The sequence below is a fragment of the Hymenobacter sp. 5317J-9 genome (assembly GCF_022921075.1).
Taxonomy (GTDB): Bacteria; Bacteroidota; Bacteroidia; order Cytophagales; family Hymenobacteraceae; genus Hymenobacter.
Genome location: NZ_CP095050.1, coordinates 278,934 through 297,084, shown reverse-complemented (window position 1 = coordinate 297,084; position 18,151 = coordinate 278,934). Strand labels below are relative to the sequence as shown.

Annotated in this window: 16 protein-coding genes; 12 read left to right on the top strand and 4 right to left on the bottom strand. The window is 64.1% G+C overall.

Annotated features, from left to right (window positions below; genetic code table 11):
- Nucleotides 1-167: 167 nt before the first annotated feature.
- The 4 genes from MUN81_RS01265 to MUN81_RS01250 all read left to right on the top strand — a co-directional run bounded on the left by MUN81_RS01265 (nucleotide 168) and on the right by MUN81_RS01250 (nucleotide 6,624).
- Nucleotides 168-725, top strand: coding sequence for a sigma-70 family RNA polymerase sigma factor (locus tag MUN81_RS01265; protein ID WP_245114592.1), 558 nt, complete (start codon nucleotides 168-170; stop codon nucleotides 723-725).
- 647 nt (nucleotides 726-1,372) lie between these two features.
- Nucleotides 1,373-2,515, top strand: a complete 1,143-nt coding sequence (locus tag MUN81_RS01260) for a hypothetical protein (RefSeq protein ID WP_245114591.1) — start codon at nucleotides 1,373-1,375, stop codon at nucleotides 2,513-2,515.
- Nucleotides 2,516-4,072: 1,557 nt separating this feature from the next.
- Nucleotides 4,073-5,518, top strand: coding sequence for a T9SS type A sorting domain-containing protein (locus tag MUN81_RS01255; RefSeq protein WP_245114590.1), 1,446 nt, complete (start codon nucleotides 4,073-4,075; stop codon nucleotides 5,516-5,518).
- A gap of 278 nt (nucleotides 5,519-5,796) precedes the next feature.
- Nucleotides 5,797-6,624 (top strand): porin family protein, encoded by an 828-nt coding sequence (locus MUN81_RS01250; protein ID WP_245114589.1) that lies wholly within the window; start codon nucleotides 5,797-5,799, stop codon nucleotides 6,622-6,624.
- 255 nt (nucleotides 6,625-6,879) lie between these two features.
- Here the strand turns inward: MUN81_RS01250 and MUN81_RS01245 are convergent, their stop codons facing one another.
- Nucleotides 6,880-8,892 (bottom strand): VWA domain-containing protein, encoded by a 2,013-nt coding sequence (locus tag MUN81_RS01245; protein WP_245114588.1) that lies wholly within the window; start codon nucleotides 8,890-8,892, stop codon nucleotides 6,880-6,882.
- Nucleotides 8,893-9,041: 149 nt separating this feature from the next.
- On the opposite strand from MUN81_RS01245, the gene MUN81_RS01240 reads away from it, so the two are divergent.
- Both MUN81_RS01240 and MUN81_RS01235 read left to right on the top strand, forming a co-directional pair.
- On the top strand, nucleotides 9,042-9,728 hold the full coding sequence (locus tag MUN81_RS01240) for a sigma-70 family RNA polymerase sigma factor (RefSeq protein WP_245114587.1): 687 nt from the start codon (nucleotides 9,042-9,044) through the stop codon (nucleotides 9,726-9,728).
- Nucleotides 9,715-10,869, top strand: a complete 1,155-nt coding sequence (locus MUN81_RS01235; protein WP_245114586.1) for an energy transducer TonB — start codon at nucleotides 9,715-9,717, stop codon at nucleotides 10,867-10,869. The genes MUN81_RS01240 and MUN81_RS01235 overlap by 14 nt, the downstream gene beginning before the upstream one ends.
- Nucleotides 10,870-10,895: 26 nt before the next feature.
- On the opposite strand, the gene MUN81_RS01230 is transcribed toward MUN81_RS01235, so the two are convergent.
- A complete protein-coding gene (locus MUN81_RS01230) occupies nucleotides 10,896-11,978 on the bottom strand; it encodes a proline iminopeptidase-family hydrolase (RefSeq protein ID WP_245114585.1) in 1,083 nt (360 codons plus the stop codon).
- Nucleotides 11,979-12,197: 219 nt separating this feature from the next.
- A complete protein-coding gene (locus tag MUN81_RS01225) occupies nucleotides 12,198-12,572 on the bottom strand; it encodes a dodecin family protein (RefSeq protein WP_190926230.1) in 375 nt (124 codons plus the stop codon).
- Nucleotides 12,573-12,786: 214 nt separating this feature from the next.
- Between MUN81_RS01225 and fumC the strand changes: the two genes are divergently transcribed.
- The 6 genes from fumC to MUN81_RS01195 all read left to right on the top strand — a co-directional run bounded on the left by fumC (nucleotide 12,787) and on the right by MUN81_RS01195 (nucleotide 17,189).
- Nucleotides 12,787-14,181: a class II fumarate hydratase gene (gene fumC / locus MUN81_RS01220; RefSeq protein ID WP_245114584.1), complete on the top strand. Its 1,395-nt coding sequence runs from the start codon at nucleotides 12,787-12,789 to the stop codon at nucleotides 14,179-14,181.
- A gap of 174 nt (nucleotides 14,182-14,355) precedes the next feature.
- Complete coding sequence (locus tag MUN81_RS01215; RefSeq protein WP_245114583.1) at nucleotides 14,356-14,949, top strand: GNAT family protein; 594 nt, start codon at nucleotides 14,356-14,358, stop codon at nucleotides 14,947-14,949.
- Nucleotides 14,942-15,349: a diacylglycerol kinase family protein gene (locus tag MUN81_RS01210; protein ID WP_245117444.1), complete on the top strand. Its 408-nt coding sequence runs from the start codon at nucleotides 14,942-14,944 to the stop codon at nucleotides 15,347-15,349. The genes MUN81_RS01215 and MUN81_RS01210 overlap by 8 nt, the downstream gene beginning before the upstream one ends.
- Before the next feature lie 89 nt (nucleotides 15,350-15,438).
- Complete coding sequence (locus tag MUN81_RS01205) at nucleotides 15,439-15,897, top strand: hypothetical protein (RefSeq protein WP_245114582.1); 459 nt, start codon at nucleotides 15,439-15,441, stop codon at nucleotides 15,895-15,897.
- A 78-nt stretch (nucleotides 15,898-15,975) separates the two neighbouring features.
- Nucleotides 15,976-16,473, top strand: coding sequence for a DinB family protein (locus MUN81_RS01200; protein WP_245114581.1), 498 nt, complete (start codon nucleotides 15,976-15,978; stop codon nucleotides 16,471-16,473).
- A gap of 92 nt (nucleotides 16,474-16,565) precedes the next feature.
- Entirely contained in the window at nucleotides 16,566-17,189 is a 624-nt protein-coding gene (locus MUN81_RS01195; RefSeq protein ID WP_245114580.1) for a thioredoxin family protein, read from the top strand.
- 75 nt (nucleotides 17,190-17,264) lie between these two features.
- Here the strand turns inward: MUN81_RS01195 and MUN81_RS01190 are convergent, their stop codons facing one another.
- Complete coding sequence (locus tag MUN81_RS01190) at nucleotides 17,265-18,101, bottom strand: DUF4382 domain-containing protein (protein WP_245114579.1); 837 nt, start codon at nucleotides 18,099-18,101, stop codon at nucleotides 17,265-17,267.
- Nucleotides 18,102-18,151: the final 50 nt, after the last annotated feature.

Genomic DNA, 18,151 nt, shown 5'->3' with positions numbered 1-18,151 from the left:
ACGTTCGAACGAAAGTTGTCTGCCGTGAGAAGGTCCTTCGCTGCGCTCAGGATGACAGGCGAAAAAAGCGCGGGCGAAAAAATAATTTTCGCGCCCCGGCAGCCTTTTCGGCAACCGCCCTGTCTGGCTTAAGCCCGCGCCCTACCGCGCGGGCTTACCTTGCCGGCATGCCAGCTCCGCCCGCTGACTTACAAGACCTTTTGCTTCGCTGCGGCCGCCACGAGCCGGCGGCCCAGCGCCAGCTGTATGCTCGTTACGCCGGCCGCATGCTGGGCGTGGCGCGCCGCTACGTGACCTCCGTGGCCGAGGCCGAGGACATTCTGCAGGATGCCTTCGTGAAGGTGTTCACGCGCTTGAATGACTTCCGGGCCGACGGCTCTTTTGAGGGCTGGGTGCGGCGCATTGTGGTCACCACGGCCATCAACCACTGGCAGAGCGGGCAGCACCGCCGCCAGCAGCTGCTCCTAGACGACGTGCCCGAACCCTTTGCGGCCGATGCCGACGCCTTCGACCGCCTGGGCGTGGCCGAAGTGCTGGCCCTGATGGAGCGCCTGCCCGACGGCTGCCGCCTCGTCCTCAACCTCTACGCCGTGGATGGCTACTCCCACGGCGAAATCGCCGAGCTGCTGGGCATTCAGGAGAGCACCTCCAAAGCCCAGCTCAGCAAGGCGCGCAAACAACTCACCCGGCTGCACCAGCAGCAGGCCAGCTACTTGAAACTATGATGGAAGAACCGGAAGAAAACCGCCTCGACCACTCCCTGCGCGACAAATTCGAAGGCTTTAGCCTGGAGCCTTCGGCCCCGGTGTGGGCCGGTATTGAGCAACGGATTGGCCCGCCCGACCCGGCGCCGAAGCGGCCGCGGCGCCCGCTGCCATTGCCGCTGCTGTTTGGGCTGGTGGCCCTGCTAAGCGGGCTGGTGGGCTGGCTGCTGCCGCACGCGCCAGCTCAGCAACGGCCTGCGGTTGTGACAATTACTCAGGAAGCTATACAAGCAGCCACGGCAGCTACCTCGGCAGTAGAGAAATCAGGAAGGCAGCCTCAACTCGCAAACGCCAAAGCCGCATCTGGCACCGTAGCACGGACGCACGCGCAGCCAGCTACATTGGTGGCGGGCGGCGCGGCGAATGACGCCGTTTCAAGCCCGGCAACGACCCACTTCCAGGCCGCGCAGCGGCACGGCGATGCTACTTCTCGGGTTCTTGCGGCGCAGCCACACCGTCGCCAGGATTTCCCGGTCGCAACTGCGGGAGGCCTCGCCACTGAACGGCAGCCCGTTGCTATTCCTCAGCCCGACTCGGCAGCGCCACGCGAAACTCGTGTAACTCAACTGCCCGTCGCAGCCGCGCCTATGGTGGCCGCAGCCGATTCTATGCCCGCCACCCTGCGCCCCCTCGCCGCGCTGGAGCGGCAGGTGCTGGTGCAGCTGCCCAGCATTGCCACGCTGCAGCCGGGCACGCCGCCCGCCGGCAGCCGCGCCGCCCTGCTCCTGAGCCTGCGCGCCGAGCGGGCCGAGCTGCTGCGCCTGCAGCGCCGCACCGACAGCACCCTGCTGGCCCTGGGCGACCTGCCGAGCGCGCCCAAAGCCGCCGTGGTCGCCAGCAGCACCTTGCCCGCCGATACGGCGCGGCCCCGGCCCCTGGCTCACCGCTGGAGCCTGCTACTCACGGCCACGCCCGAGCAAAACACCCTCGGCCTGCAAGGCCCCGAAGGCGACAGCCTCACCGCCCTGCGCCGCAACCACGAAACCGGCCGTGGCGGCCTCAGCGCGGCACTGCTGGCCGAATACCGCCTCACGCCGCGCCTGAGCGTGGGCGGCGGCGTGGGCTTCAGCACCTTTGGGGCCGACCTGCGCATCACCACCAAAAACACCGAGGTGCTGGTGAAGTACGACACCACCACCACGCGCACCACCACGTTCTTCACTTCCACCAACCGCACCTATTCGGTGCGCATCATTCAGGTGCCGCAGCTCACGCCGGTGTTCAACCCCAGCGGGCAGGTGATTGACTACGACACGGTGTATGTGCCGCGGCAGGACACGGTGTTTACCACCACGGTGCAGCGCGACAGCACCCACGCCGTGCGTCGCACCATCACGCCGCTCATCAGCAAGAAGGAAAGCCTGAGCTCGAAGCTGTTGCAGCCCAACTACCGCTTCTTCACGGTGCCGGTGCTGCTGCGCTACCGCCTCACGCCCGGCGCCGGCCGCTGGTGGGCCGACGTGGCGGCCGGGGCTCAGTTGCAGTTTTTCCTGGGCGGCACGCAGGTGGTGACCGACGACGGCGAAAATTTCCGCTCCGAAACCATCAGGGCAGGCGAGGGGCCATTTAGGCGGCTCAACGTGGCGCTGTCGGGCTCATTGGCGCTGAACTATGCCCTCACCAACCGCCTCAGCGTGAGCGTGGCGCCCAGCCTGCGCTGGCAGGCGCTGTCGCTCTACAAGCCCGAAACCGGCCTGCGGCAGCAGCCCACGGCCACGGGCCTGATGTTTGGGGTACGGTTTGGACTGTAAATAAATAATTCGCCGCTCCGGCAGCCTTTTGCCGACGGCGCTGGTCTGGCCATCAGAAACCAACACCCGTGGCCCGGCCGGCGCGGGATGGTTCATCGGCCCACCGGGGCGACCGGCGGCTTGCTTTTTCCACCTTCTATTCCACTTCTCCAGCTGATGAAAATATTACGCCTTTGTTTTCTGTTGGCGGTGCTGCTGCTCTGCGGCCGCGGCCCCTTGCATGCCCAGTCTATTGCCTGGGCCAAACTGGCCCGTACCAATGTCGACACGATGAGGGTCGGCGGCGGCGGCTTGTCTGCCACTGACGCGAATGGCAATACTTATGTGTATGCGCCGTACCGTTATAAGCTGTTTGCAGATAACATCACCTTGAACGGCACTTTTTATCAGACTGCTGCGGTGATTAAGTATGATTCAACTGGCGCGGTGGTGTGGGCGAAAAGCACCTTTGGTTTGGAAATAGTGAGCATGGCGGCTGACAACCGCACCGGTGGGTTTTACATGGTATTGTCCCGAAACCTGCCGCAAGCCGTTAGTACCTGGGACGGCACCCTCTTCCCTGTACCGGCTAATTTACCGGCAATTCGCCAACCCACTTTTTACGCCAAGTGCTCTGCAACCGGGGCGTTGCTATGGGTGCACGCCGTGGGGGGACCCAACGGCGCCACCAACGTCACCGATGTGCGAACGGACGACGCGGGCGACGCCTACTTGCAAGGGCAACTTTCGCCGGGCGATACCTTGAGCGGCCGGACAGCCGCTGTGGCATCTCACTTTGTTCTCAAAAGCAACAGCGTGGGTATCACGCAGTGGGTAAGAATGTTCTACGGCAGTACAGGCAACTTCATCCAATTGCGAAGGCTCGGCGCCCGGCCCGATGGCGGCTTTGTGCTTAATTCGTCGTTTTCCCCTACTCAAGCCAATACGCTGTATGTAAGCAACGGCAACGGCACCGCCGGTACCGCATTGCTTACCACCCAGCCGCAGGCCAACGTGTTTTTAACCAGCTTTGATGGCGCTGGCAATCCGCAGTGGACTATTGCGGCGGGAAACCCAGCCACCAACGTTCTCGATGTAGCGGCCGATGCCCTTGGCAATGTGTACATGACGGGCGGCAGCCCGTCGAGTGTTCAGTTGGGTACTACCTCCGTAGGGGCAGGCTTTTTTCTGGCCAAATACTCAGCCAGTGGCCAACTATTGTGGGCACGTGGGGAAAAGCAGACATCCGGAATTGCCAATAGCTATGGAGTTGGTTACGACATGCGGCCTACCGCCAATGGAGTAACGCTGATGGTGAGCGTTAGCTTCCCTTTTTTTAGGAGTACGGTTTTGGATTCCCTGACCTTGGTTTCGCCCTACAACATTGTTCATTACAGCCCGCAAGGCGTTTCGCAATGGGTGTTGTCTGAATCCAGGACAGATTATAGCGCAGCGGCCCCTAGTTTTGGGTTTTACCGCTTCGGCAGCTTAGGTGCCGATGCCCGTGGCAACCTGTATGGCATCGGGTCAGTGGATACTTCGCCGCGGCAACCCGGCACGCTGGGAAACCCCGTAGTTTTGTTTGGCCCACACACAACCGTAGGCGGCGGCACGGTCACTTACCGCATTAACCCTTACGCCAACACGCTACGTGGCCAAGTATACCTGGACCAAAACGGCAACGGCCGGCAAGACGCTTCTGAGCAAATGTTTCCGCGGCCCCTCACCAGCATCCTTACTCAGGGCGGCGCCACCAGCTATTCGGCCGTGGGCGCCAACGGCGTGCTACAGGCATATGCCTATCCCGGCTCCTACTCGCTGACGATTGCGCGGGTGCCTTCGGCTTATACCCTCACGCAGCCAAGCGGCGGCTCGTACGCGGGCACCTTCAGTGGCAGTGACCAATTGATAGCCGGGCAAAACTTTGGCATAGCCCCCATTGCCAATGTTGCCGACGTGAGCATCACCATCACTCCCTACGGGGCGGTGCGGGCGGGCTTCACCTCCCGCTACCGCATCACAGTGGAGAACCTGGGCACGACCACGGCCAGTGGCTCCGTCACGGCCACGCTCGATAGCCACCTGACCTACGTGAGCAGCACGCCCAGCGGCACCCGCACCGGCCAAACCGTGGCCTGGACCTACGCCGGCCTGGCGCCCTTCGGCCGATTGGAATATGACGTGCTGGCCAGCCTGCCCATCAACGTTGGGCTGGGCACGGCCCTGGTTTCGTCGGCTGCCGCGCCGCTTGCCGGCGACGTGGACGCCACCAACAACACCGCCACGGCTCCCCAAACGGTGGTTGGGCCCTTCGACCCCAATAGCATTGAAGTGAATTACGAGCGCCTGACCCCGACCCAGGTGGCCACGCAGCAACCCCTCGACTACACCATTCACTTTCAGAACCTGGGCACGGCCGAAGCCACGACGGTTGTCCTTTCCGATACGCTGGACGCTAAAAAGCTCAACCTGGCAAGCCTGCTGCTGGTGTCGCAATCGCACAACTGCAGCTGGTCGCTGACCAGTACCGGTTCCAAGGCCGGCCAGCTGACCGTGCGCTTTCTCGGCATCAACCTGCCCGGGCGTAACGTCGACGTCATCCGCTCCCAGGGATTTGTGCGCTTCCGGGTGCAACCCCGCACCACGCTGGCCGTGGGCGAAGTCATTCCGAACCGCGCGGGAATCGTGTTCGATTTCAACGCGCCGGTCATGACCAACACGGCCACCACCACGGTGTTCTTGGCCTCGTCGGCCGTGGCCCGCCACGACGCGGCGGCCTGGAACGCCTATCCCAACCCCGCCACCGACGCCGTGACCATCTCGGCCGACCTGGCCACCGGCGGCCGCTTGCGCCTCGATTTGCTCGACGCCCTGGGCCGCACCGTGCGCCAGCAAACCCTGACCGCTCCCGCCGGCGCCCTCCGCCAGGCCCTCGACCTGCGCGGGCTGGCCCCGGGCCTCTACGTGCTGCGCCTCACGCCGCCCAGCGGCCCAGCCAGCACCCAGCAACTGGTGCGCGAGTAAGGTTTTCCATTTTTTCTGGCTACGAAGCCGGGTTGCCCAGTGGGCGGCCCGGCTTTTTTGCGTGGGCGCGAAGCGGCTGCTTGGTCGATTTTAGCAGGCTGCTGGTCTGGCGATGGCGGCTGCTCATCGGCAAGGGGAAGATTTGGCCGGGCTGCGCCGAAAAAGTACGCGCGGGTTTGGCACGGTTTTGTAATACCTCCTGTCATCGGCCACCTCGCCGGGCCAGTGCCCGAGCATGCAGCGAGGCCGGTTTCTTTCACCCTTTCAACCTTCTGGTTATGAAATTTTCACGCCTTTCGGGCGGCCTGGCCGCGGCTTGCCTTTTGATTTCTGCTTTTGCCGGTTCGGCCTCGGCCCAGCAAGTGTACCGCGACGCCTACGGCAACCCCAAAGCAGCTCCTTCGACGCGGCCCATGGGCAGCAGCGGCTCCCGCAAAGCTTCGGCGCCCAGCTATTCGCGCCAGCCTTCGTATTCGGCCCCGGCCAGCAGCAACTCTGCCGTGCGCTTCGGCTTCCGGGGCGGCCTGAACGTGTCTGACATCCAAGGCGATGCCGTGAAGACCTTCACCGACCTGGCCGGCTATGCTCCCGACGGCGCCATCACCAAGCAGATGCGCCCCGGCTTCTACGCCGGCATCTACGCCACGCTGCCGCTGGGCACCAGCTTCGCCATCGAGCCCGGCATCAACTATTCCGAAAAAGGCGCCGTGCTGCGCGGCACGCTGCCCTTCCCCGCCCTCGATTTCCTGAACGCCAACGTAACCGGCACCGCCCGCCTGGCTTACGTGGACGTGCCGGTGCTGGCCAAGGTGTTCGTGACGCCGGGCTTCTACCTCTACGCCGGCCCCCAGGCCTCGTTCCTGGTGAGCGGCAAGGCCCGCGTCGAAGCCGGCGCCCTCGGCTTCACCGCCTACAAGCAGGACTTCGACGTGTCGAACCAGCTGCGCAAAGTCGACTTTTCGGCATCCGCAGGCCTTGGCTATCAGTTTGAAAACGGCCTCGGCCTGAGCGCCGGCTACGACTACGGCCTCACTTCCCTCGACGCCAACAACCGCTTCGACGCCCAGAACCGCGTCATCAAAGCCGGCCTGAACTACTCCTTCTAACCCCGCGGACTACCCGCCATTCTCTTCCACTTATTTAGTTTCGCTATTGCTCGGGTAAGCATCCGAAATAGGTTATAAAAAAGGCCCCGTCGGTATTCGGCGGGGCCTTTCTGGTGTTATAAGTCATCCGTCATGCTACGCCTGTCATCCTGAGCGCAGCGAAGGACCTTCTCACCGCTGAACAGTTTGTTCGGACGTGAGAAGGTCCTTCGCTGCGCTCAGGACGACAGGTGGTTTGCGGCCATCGCCTTCCCTCTATCGTTTGCCTACGGCGCCGTTGCCGCTCAGGCCCTCGGCCAGGCGCACGAGGCGCACCAGCTCGGCGCGGTAGCCGTCGGTGTCAGCGCCGCGGGCGTTGTTGGCCAGCTGCTCGGTGGCGGCCCAGGTGGCGGTGCCGCGCTGCTCGCTCTGGCGCAGCAGCATGCCGAACTGCGCCACGGCGGCCGCAAAGCGGAAGTCGGCTGAGGCCTTTTCGATGCTCGTTGGCGTACTGGCCAAGGCCTGCGAGAGCAGCTTGCTGGCGCTGCCCTGCGGCTCCTTGTAGCGCAGCTTCACGGTGAGCACCTCGGCGGTGGCGGGCGCCGCGCCTTTGGTGGGCTGCTGGTATTTCAGGTCGTCGATGAGGGGCTGGGCACTGCCCACGGGCACGAGTTCGTAGAGGGCCGTGACCGTGTGGCCCGCGCCTAGCTCACCGGCGTCCTTGCGGTCGTTGTTGAAATCTTCGGCTTCCAGCATGCGGTTTTCATAGCCCACCAGGCGGTAGTTGGCCACGCGAGCGGGGTTGAACTCGATTTGCAGCTTCACGTCCTTGGCCACCGTGAAGAGCGTGCCGCCGAACTGGGCCACCAGCACGCGGCCGGCCTCGTCGAGGTTATCGAGGTAGGCGTAGTTGCCGTTGCCTTTGTCGGCCAGGGTTTCCATGCGGGAGTCGCGCAGGTTGCCGCGGCCGCAGCCCAGCACCGTCAGGAACACGCCGCTTTCACGCTGGTCCACAATGAGCTGCTCCATGGCTTTGTCGGAGCTTTCGCCCACGTTGAAATCGCCGTCGGTGGCCAGAATCACGCGGTTGTTGCCTTCCTTGTTGAAGCTCTGCCGGGCCGTGGAGTAGGCCAGGCGCAGGCCCGCGCCGCCGGCCGTGGAGCCGCCGGCCTGCAGCCGGTCAATGGCGTCGAGAATGACCTGCGGCTGCGAGCCGGGCGTGGGCGGCAGCACCAGCCCGGCCGCGCCGGCGTACACCACCAGGGCCACGTGGTCTTGGGGCCGCAGTTGCTTCACCAGCAGCTTCAGGCCGGCCTGCACCAGCGGCAGGCGGTCGGGGCCATCCATCGAGCCCGACACGTCGACCAGAAACACCAGGTTGGCGGGCGGCAGCTTGGCCGTTTCCACTTTTTTGGCCTGAATGCCGATGCGGGCCAACTGATGGGCCGCGTTCCAGGGGCACACGGCCAGCTCGGTGCTGATGCGCACGGGGTCGGGCGAGGTGGCGGCCGGCGCGGGGTATTCGTAGCGGAAGTAATTCAGCATTTCCTCCACCCGCACCGCGTCGCGCGGGGGCAGCTGGCCTTCGTTGAGGAAGCGGCGCACATTGGAGTACGAGGCATTGTCCACATCGAGCGAGAAGGTGCTGAGCGGGTCTTTCTTAGCCGAGAAATACGTGTTTTCCTTCACCTCCGCGTAGGTGTCGCCGGCGCCGGCTTCTTTGCGGGCGGGCAGCGTGTTGGGGTAGGGGGTAGTGATGGCCACACCGGCCACGCGGCCATTCAGCCCGCTGGCCGGGGCCGCGTAGAGGGCATCGGCGGCCGACTGGGCGGCTTTTACTTTGCGTTTGGAGGGCATGGAGTTCGAGGCAGGGGCACTGTACTCGTCGTAGTAGCCGTAGCCCGTCACCACCACTTCGCTCAGCTGCTTCGTGTCGGCAAAAAGCGCCACGTTGACCACGCGGTTGCCTTCAATGCGACGCTCCTGGGTGGCGTAGCCAATGCTGGAAAACACCAGCGTGGCGGTACCAGCATTGGGCACCAGGAGTGAGTAGCGCCCGGCGGCATCGGTGCTGACGCCGAGCTGCGTGCCTTTTACCAGCACCGTGGACCCCGGCAGAGGCTGCTTCGATTGGGCGTCCATCACCACGCCCGTGATGGTGCGGTGGCGGGTGGTGTCGGCGGCCAGGGCCGGGGCAGGGGAGCCCCCCTTCGATTTCTTCTGGGCACAGGCCTGGTCCAGCGGAGCCAGCAACAGCGCAAGCACGGGCAGCAGCAATAGATTTCTCATAACAGCAAGCGGGGGTTAGGTGAAGCTTGCTGACTTGATGCAGGGCCGCGTGGGATTGCACACGGGCGGTTGCGTTTTGCAGCAGCGACGCCACGACCGGACGGTAACGGGTAGCGCACTTGCCAAAACCGCCCTAACTTCCCAGCGCCATGTTCTTCCGCCGCGCCAAACCGTCCGCCGCCGCCCCGCTCTCCGACCAGGAGCTGCTGGCCCGCTACCGCGCGCACGGCAACGTGGCCGACCTGGGCCTGCTCTACGACCGGTACCTGCCCGAGGCGTTTGCCGTGTGCCGCCGCTACCTGGCCCCGCCCGACGAAGACGCCCAGGACGCTACTATGCAACTGTTTGAGCACTTAGTGAAGGTGCTGCGCACCCACGCGCCCGACAACTTTCCGGCCTGGCTGCACACCACCGCCCGCAACCACTGCCTGATGCAGCTGCGCGCCCGCAAGCGCGGCGGCCCCAGCGCCGGGCCGCTCATGGTGAGCTTTCCCGATGCTACCGATGTGGAAACGGCGGGCGCCCGGCATCTGCTGGACGAAGAGGCCGCCGCCGAAGACGCCGAAGAAACCGAAATCCGCCTGCAAAGCGTGGAAGCGGCCCTCGCCCAACTCCCCCCGGCCCAGCGCCGTTGCCTCGAATTATTTTACCTGGAAAAGAAGTGCTACCGCGACATCGCCACCGAAACCGGCCTCGAGCTGAACCTGGTGCGCAGCCACCTGCAAAACGGCAAGCGCATGCTGCGCCGCCAGCTGGAGCCGCCCGCGCCGCCCAAGCCCGCCGCGCCGTCGCCCCCGCTTTCCAACCCCAATAACCCGCTCCATGTCGCCCGCTGATTCGCCTTTTGCCCAGGTGCCTGCCCCCGGCCCCCACCCGGCCACGGCGGAACTGCGCGCCTACGCGGCCGGCACCCTGGCGCCGGCCGACGAGCATCGCCTCGAAGCCCACTTGCTGGACTGCGAGCGCTGCGCCGAGCTAGTGGAAGGCTTTTCGATGACCGACGCGCCCACCACCGACCGCGCCGTGGCCGAGCTGCGCACCCGCCTGCAGGCCCGCATCGGCGGCGAGCAGCCCGAGCCGGTGGCCACGCAGTGGGTCTGGCCTCGTCTTGCTGCCGCTGCCGCCTTGCTGGCCGTGGTAGGAGGAGGCATCTGGGGCTGGCAGCACCAAACGGCCGTATCAACAGATAACACCGCCGTCCAGGAAGTTACCGTCCGCACTGCCAGCCAAGCGCCGCCCGTGGCAGCCGCGCCCCAGTCCAGGGAAGAACCTGCTGCCACTCCGGCTCCCGCGGCCGGTGCACCGGCCGCGGCCGACTATGCAGCGGTGGGCCCGACGGCCCCGCGCCGTCCGGCCCGGCTTCGCTCAGCACCCAAACCGGTGGCACCGGCATTAGGGTCCGACGGCTGGCTGGCCAATTCGGCCGCGCGGCCGGCAGCGGTGGAAGGCCGCACGCAGGCGGCCAGCGCGCCAGTAGTCGCCGCCGAAGTTGCAGCCGACGAGCAGGCAGCCCCGGCGGCCAGTGCTGGCGTGGCCGCATTAGAAGAAAAGGTGGCAACTCCTGATACCGCCGCAACTGACAACGCAGCGAATATGGAGATGGCGGCTCCAGCTCCAGCTAAAAAAGCGAAAAGTGCCGTTGCCGATGCAGCCGCAGCGCGGGTACGAAACACGGCCATGCCCACCGTGGCCATCAACCCCGCCCCGGTAGGCGGCACGCCGGCCTTCCGGTCTTACCTGCGCCGCGAGGCCGCCGAATTTGAGCCCGAAAAGGGGCCCAGCATGAACGGCAGCGTGCACGTAAAATTCATCGTGGGCGCCGACGGCAAAGTGAGCGACCTGAAAGTGACCAGAGGCCTCCGCGACGACTACGATGCCGAGGCCCTGCGCATCGTGTGCGACGGCCCCGCCTGGCAGCCCGGCGTGGCCGGTGGCCGCCGGGCCGCGCTGCCCATGGAGGTAACGGTGCCGTTTTAGTCGTGGCGAGGCCGGCAGCAGCGACGCTACAGTTCGGCGCCCGGTTTTACGGTGCCGGCGTCGACTGATTTCAGGAAGGTGAGCAGGCCTTTGAAGTAGGTTTGCTGGTCGTCGTACATGCTCATGTGACTGCCTTCGGGGCAGATGAGGGAATTGCCGCGCTGCACCTTGGTGGCAATCATGCGCATGTGCTCGGGGTCCATGGTGTCGTGCTTGCCGCCGATGCTGAGCACCGGCACGCTGAGCTTGGGCAGGTCGGGCACGCGGTTCCAGTTCACCAGCTTGCCCGAGATGCCGAACTCGCTGGGGCCCTGCATGGTCACGTACAGCGACTGGTTAATCTTGCTCATGGCGCGCGTCACGGGCTCGGGATTGGGCACGATGCGGCACAGGTGCTCGGCGTAGAAATTGGGTTCGAGCAGGCCCATGTAGCGCGGGTTGCTGAAATCCTTTTTGGCTTCAATCTGCCGGATTTCGGCCAGCACTTCGGGCTTCATCTGCTTGGCCAGCACCTCATCGGCGTAGCGGCCGTAGTCGGGACAACTCATCATCATGTTCGAGATGATGAGGCCTTTGAGGTTCTGCTGGTACTTGAAGGCGTACTCAGCGGCCAGGATGCCGCCCCAGCTGTGGCCCAGCAGGAAAAAGTTGGTGCTGTCGAGCTGCAGAGCCTGGCGCACCTGCTCCACTTCTTCCACGTAGCGCGGCAGGCTCCACATGGCCGTGTCCTTCGGGTTGTCGGAGTTGCCGCAGCCCAGCTGGTCGTAGTAAATGAACTCAATACCTTCCTGGGGCAGGAAATTCTCGAAGCACTCAAAATACTCGTGCGTGGCCCCGGGGCCGCCGTTGAGCAGCAGCACCTTCATCTTCGGGTTGTTGCCGAAGGTCTTGGTCCAAACGTTGAACTTGCCCTTGGGCGTGGTAATGGGGATGACGTGCACGCCGCCGTCCTGTACGCCGGTTTCGGTGGGGGCGAAGTAGGAAGCCACCGCAGGGGCGGCCGGCGTGGCCGTATCGGTTTCGCCCGGGCTGTTGGGCTGGTTGCAGCCGGCAAAAAGCAGGGCGCTGAGCAGCGCGGCGGAGATACGCAAGGAGCGGAAAGCAGGCATATGCACAAGCGAAGGGTTAGCAGGATTCGCTGCCGGAACCGTGCCCGGTAATCCCGGTGAAAGGTAGCCCAAACCAACCAGTTGCGCTATCTCGGCCTCAAGCTTTTTGCGTACGCCCCCTATACGAAGACGGCCGCGCTGCCTCCTGAGAAGCAGCGCGGCCGTCAGGCAATCATTCGCAGGCCGTTGAGCCGGGTGGCCTCTTAACGAAAAAGGCCCTTAGCCCGAGTAGCCGCCACCGCTTTCGGGCTCGGTGGCGCTGCCGCCGGGCTCCACATCCAGCGTGGGCTTGGCCAGAAAATCGACGTGGCTGTAGTCGGGGGCGCCGTTGCCGGCGGGCTCGGGGGCTTCGTCGAAGGTGCGCTCGATTTCGCTCAGGTCGAAGCCCTCTACTGGCGTGCCGAAGCTCACCTTGGCCGTGATGCGGTACTCCACAATGCGGTTGTCGCGCACCTTGCAACTCTGGTCTTTGATGTAGATAGACGAAATGTTGGGCACCGACGTGCTCAGGCTCTGCACGGCACGCTGCAGGGCATCCTCGAAGCTTTTGTCGGACGAGGCGAGGATTTCGATGACTTGTTTGATGGAAGACATGCGGAAGAAGTGATTCTGTGATGGGTGGATGTGCCGAGCGCCTACACGAGCCGTCGGCTTTTGTTGATTTCTGGTAATTCCCTGTACGCGGGAAGTCATTTGGCAGCTATTTCGGTTGAGAATAAAAGCGGCCGTTACGCGGCGGTGTACTTTTGCGCACCGTTCCGGCCCGAGCCCGCACGTTCGCACATCCACTAACCAGCACATTCAACGAATGGATTTCCGCACCGAAAAGGACACCATGGGCACCGTGCAGGTGCCTGCTACCGCGTATTGGGGCGCCCAGACCCAGCGCTCCATCGAGAATTTCCCCATTGCCCAGGACATCAACCGGATGCCCAAGGAAATCATCGCCGCCTTTGCCTACCTCAAGAAAGCCGCGGCCTTCACCAACCGCGACGCAGGCGTGCTGCCCGCCGACAAAGCCGAGCTCATTGGCAAGGTGTGCGACGAAATTCTGGCCGGTAAGCTGGCCGACTCGTTTCCGCTGGTGGTGTGGCAAACGGGCTCGGGCACGCAGAGCAACATGAACGTGAACGAGGTGATTGCCTACCGCGGCCATGTGCTGCAGGGCGGCCAGCTCACCGACGAGAAGAAGGTGCTGGCCCCCAACGACGACGTGAACAAGAGCCAGAGCTCGAACGACACGTTCCCGACGGCCATGCACATCGCGGCCTACAAAATCCTGGTCGAGACCACCATTCCGGGCATCGAGAAGCTACGGGATGCCTTGAAAAAGAAGTCGGAAGACTTCATGCACATCGTCAAAATCGGCCGCACGCACTTCATGGACGCCACGCCGCTCACGCTGGGCCAAGAGTTTTCGGGCTACGTGAGCCAGCTCGACCACGGCCTGCGCGCCATCAAGAACACGCTGGCTCACCTGAGCGAGCTGGCCCTGGGCGGCACCGCCGTGGGCACGGGCATCAACACGCCCAAAGGCTACGCCGAGAACGTGGCCAAGCACATTGCCGACCTCACCAAGCTGCCCTTCGTCACGGCCGAAAACAAGTTTGAGGCCCTGGCCGCTCACGACGCCATCGTGGAAGCCCACGGCGCCCTCAAAACCGTGGCCGTGAGCCTGATGAAAATTGCCAACGACATCCGCATGCTCAGCTCGGGCCCGCGCGCCGGCATCGGCGAAATCGACATCCCCGACAACGAGCCTGGTTCCAGCATCATGCCCGGCAAGGTGAACCCCACCCAGTGCGAGGCCATGACCATGGTAGCGGCCCAGGTGATGGGCAACGACGTGGCCATCACCGTGGGCGGCTCCATGGGCCACTTCGAGCTGAACGTGTTCAAGCCGGTGATGATTTACAACTTCCTGCACTCGGCCCGCCTCATCGGCGACGTGTGCGTGAGCTTCACCGACAAGTGCGCCGTGGGCATCGAGCCCATCAAGGCCAACATCAAGAAGCACGTCGACAGCAGCCTGATGCTCGTGACGGCCCTTAACCCCTACATCGGCTACTACAAAGCCGCCGAAATTGCCCAAACGGCCCACAAAAACGGCTCGACGCTGAAGGAAACCGCCCTGAAGCTGGGCTACGTGACCGAGGCGCAGTTTGACGAGTGGCTGAAGCCCGAGGAAATGGTGGGCATGTAATTGCCTTCCCAGTACTGTCATCCTGAGCGGAGCGAAGGACCTTATCACGTTTGAACAACGGCTGTCCTAACGTGATAAGGTCCTTCGCTCCGCTCAGGATGACAGCCGAATTGAAAGCCGTCCGTCCGTTCCGGAAGGGCGGCTTTTCTTTTTTCCCAGCATCTTTGCGGCCGCATGGATTTCTCTGCCCACCTCGTTCTCGAAAACAACCGGGCCCGCCTCCGCCCGCTGGAAATCGGCGATTTTGAAGCCCTCAAAGCTGTGGCCTTCGACGCCGACCTGTGGAAGTATACCCTCACGCGCGGCGATGACGCCGTGAGCCTGGCCGCCTACATCCGCCAGGCGCTGGAAGCGCGCGAGCAGGGCCTGCGCTACCCCTTCGCCATCATCGACCGCGAAACCGGGGAGCTGGCCGGCAGCACCAGCTACTACAACGACTCGGCCGCCGACCGGCGCCTGAGCATCGGCTACACCTGGGTGGGCACCAAGTTTCAGCGCTCGGGCCTGAACCGGGCCTGCAAGCACCTGCTGCTGTGCCACGCTTTCGGGCAGCTGGGCTACGAGCGGGTAGAGCTCGAAACCGACTCGCGCAACCACAAGTCGCGCACGGCCATGGCCCGCATGGGCGCCACCGAGGAAGGCACCCTGCGCAGCCACCGGCCCACGCAGGGCGGCATCCGGCGCGACACGGTCATCTTCAGCGTCATCAAGCCGGATTGGTCGGAGCTGCGCCAAACCACGTTTCAGCCCTTTGAAGCCCGTGGCTGAGCCGGCCCAACCCGGCTCCGGCCGCCTGCGCCCGCCCGAGGGGCTGTGGCGGCGCCGCGTGGCCAGCTTCGGCCATGCCTTTCGGGGCGTGTGGGCGGCGCTGGGCTCGGAGGTGCATTTGCGCTTTCATGCCCTGGCCACGGTGGTGGTGGTCGGGCTGGGGCTCTTCTACGGCATCACTCGCCTCGAATGGGCACTGGTGGCCATTTCGGTGGCTTGTGTGTGGTCGGCCGAGTTGGTGAACACGGCCATTGAAGCCCTCACCGACCTGGCCTCGCCCGAATACCACCCGCTGGCGGGCAAGGCCAAAGATGTAGCCGCCGGGGCTGTGCTGCTGGCCGCGCTAGGCGCCGTGGCGGTGGGGGCGCTGGTGTTTTGGCCCTACGTGTTTGGCCGCTAGCCGCCGGCCGCACCTGAACCATTGCGGGCAGCGGGCGTACCCATACTCGGGTTGTCCATTCCGGGCGTCTCATCTTTTACTCTTTTCCCATGCGCCTGCTTTTTCTTGCCGCTTCTCTGTTGCTGACTTCGGCCTGCGCCCACAACCAAGTGAGCGTGACCACCCCCACCACGCCGCCCGCCACCGGCCAAGTGAACGGCCCGGCCACGCCCGCGCCCACCAGCGCCAACACCGTGGACCCCGTGCCCGCCCGCGTGGCCGAATCGGACACCACTTCCCGCCCGCTCTGGCTGAAAGACCGCATTGCCGCGGTGCTAGCCGAGCGCAAGCGCAACCCCATCACCCGCATTCTGCGTTACCGCTACGGCGGCCAGACGGTGTATTACATCTCGGCCCCGTGCTGCGACCAATACTCCAATGTGTTCGACACCAAAGGCAAGCTGATTTGCCAGCCCGACGGCGGCATCACCGGCAAGGGCGACGGCAAGTGCCCCGACTTCGACAAAAACAAAACCGACGAGAAACTGGTCTGGCAAGACCCCCGATAGCGGTGAAATGGTGAGCTATTGAAACCTTGTTCGTCGCGCTAGAGACTCACCATTTCGCCCACTCACTATTTCACCTATATGAATACCTTAGAAAAACTCGGCGCTTTTAATGTGTGGGCCAACGACACCGTGCTCAACCGCCTCGACGAGATTGCCGCTTCGGGCCAGGAAATTCCGGCCGTGGTGCTGCGCCTGTTCAGCCACGTGCTCAATGCCCAGGCCATCTGGATTTCGCGCATCAACGGCGTGCCCAGCCCCGTGAAAGTGTGGCAGGAGCACGACCTGCCCACCCTGCACCGCCTGCACGAGCAAGCCTCGGATCCCCTGCACCAGCTGATGGTGAACGCCGACGAAACCGAGCTGCAGCGCCTCATTTCATACACCAACTCGCTGGGCGACAGCTATGACAGCCTGGTGCACGACATTCTGACCCACGCCGTGGTGCACGCCAGCTACCACCGCGCCCAGGTGGCCACCCGCCTGCGCGACCACGGCTTTGAGCCCGTCAATTCCGACTTCATCACCTACTGCCGCGAGCTGAGCGCGGCGGCCCAAACGGCCGTGCCCAGCCTGTAGCCGCTCACCGCAAGTGGCTTCGAAACCCTTCCGGTCCCGGAGGGGTTTTTTAGTGCCAACATCCTACCAAACCCACCCCCACGCTTTCGCTTATGTCTGAGCTTATTGCCGCTACTCCCGTTCTCACCGCCGAACGCCTGAACAGCGCTTATTCCTACGCCAGCTACCGCCAGCTCATCAACGAGCTGATGGCCGACAACCGCACCACCGGCACCAATCAAACGGAGCAGATTGTGCAGTACGCCCGCCTCAACATCCAACGCATGCAGCGCCTAGACAAAACCATTGAGCTGCTGCCCGAGGTGCGGAAAGCCCTCGACAACCTCAGCGAAGGCTACGAGTGGCTGGTGATAACCGAGGGCTGGTGCGGCGACGCCGCCCAGATTGTGCCCGTGCTCGAAGCCGTGGCTCAGGCCAGCCAGGGCAAAATTGCCACCCGCTACGTGCTGCGCGACGAAAACCTCGACCTCATGGACCGCTACCTCACCAACGGCGGCCGCTCCATTCCCAAGCTCGTCGTGCTGCACACCGACACCCTGACCGAAGCGGCTACCTGGGGCCCACGTCCGGCGCCCGCCCAGGAGCTGTTTGTGCGCCTCAAACAGGAAGGCGTTTCTTACGAAGATTTTGCCACCCAGCTGCATAGTTGGTACGCCAAAGACCGCACCCGCAGCACCCAGCGCGAGTTGCTGGAGCTGCTCAAGCGCCTGCGCTAGCCGCTATTTCCGCAAGCAAAAAGCCCCGGCCTCAGGTGAGGTCGGGGCTCTTTGCTGGTCTGGAAAGCGAAGGCGCTATTGCACGCTCACCGCGCCGAGGTCGGTAATCTGGTCGTTGGTCACCACCACGCCGGTGCGCACGGCCGTGCGGTAGGTCGGCTGGCCCACGGGCGCCGTGGTGCTGGGGAAAAACTCCACGCGGTAGGTACCGGCGGCCAAATCGGTAAGCTGGTACGCGCCCGAAGCGTCGGCCGAGGTGCTCACCGTGTCGGGGCCAAGGATGGTGGACCGGATGGCCAGCACCTGGGGCCGCGCGGCGGCCGGCGTCACGGTGCCGCGGATGCCGGCGCGCAGGTCCTGGGCCACCACGCGGATGACGGGCTTGAGCAGGTAGCGCTCCTTTTTGTCGTTGCCGGGGCGCCAGTTGCCGCGCTCCACGATGGACTTGGCCACGTCGAAATCAAGCAGCAGCTGATAGGTTTGGCGCTCGCGCAGGGAGGCTTTGTCGAGCTTCAGCTTCACGCCCGAAGTTTGGCCGCTGGGCGTTTTGAGGTCGTAGCGCTGGCCGTCGGTGCCAATGACGTAGCTGTCGGGCCCCAAAATGAGGCGAATCTCCTTGAGGTCGCCGGGGGCAAAGTCTTCGCTCACGAGCAAGGCCGAGCGGCCGTTTACGTACTCAAGCACGTTGACGGCCTGCGGCGTGAAGCCGAGGGTTTTCCAGCCGTCCGGGTCTTTCTCTTCCTTCAGGTGCACCTCAATCTGGCGCACATCCAGCACCACGCTGCGGAAATCGCCGGGCGCATCCATCAGCCGAACTTCTAGTTTCGAAGTGTTGCCGTCCGAATCTTTGGAGCAGCTGGCCAGGCCCAGCAGCGCGGCGCAGGCAAGCGGAAATAGGCGAGTGATTTTCATAGGAAATTGAATTGGATAATACTTGTGGAGCCTGAAACGGCCTGGCCGCC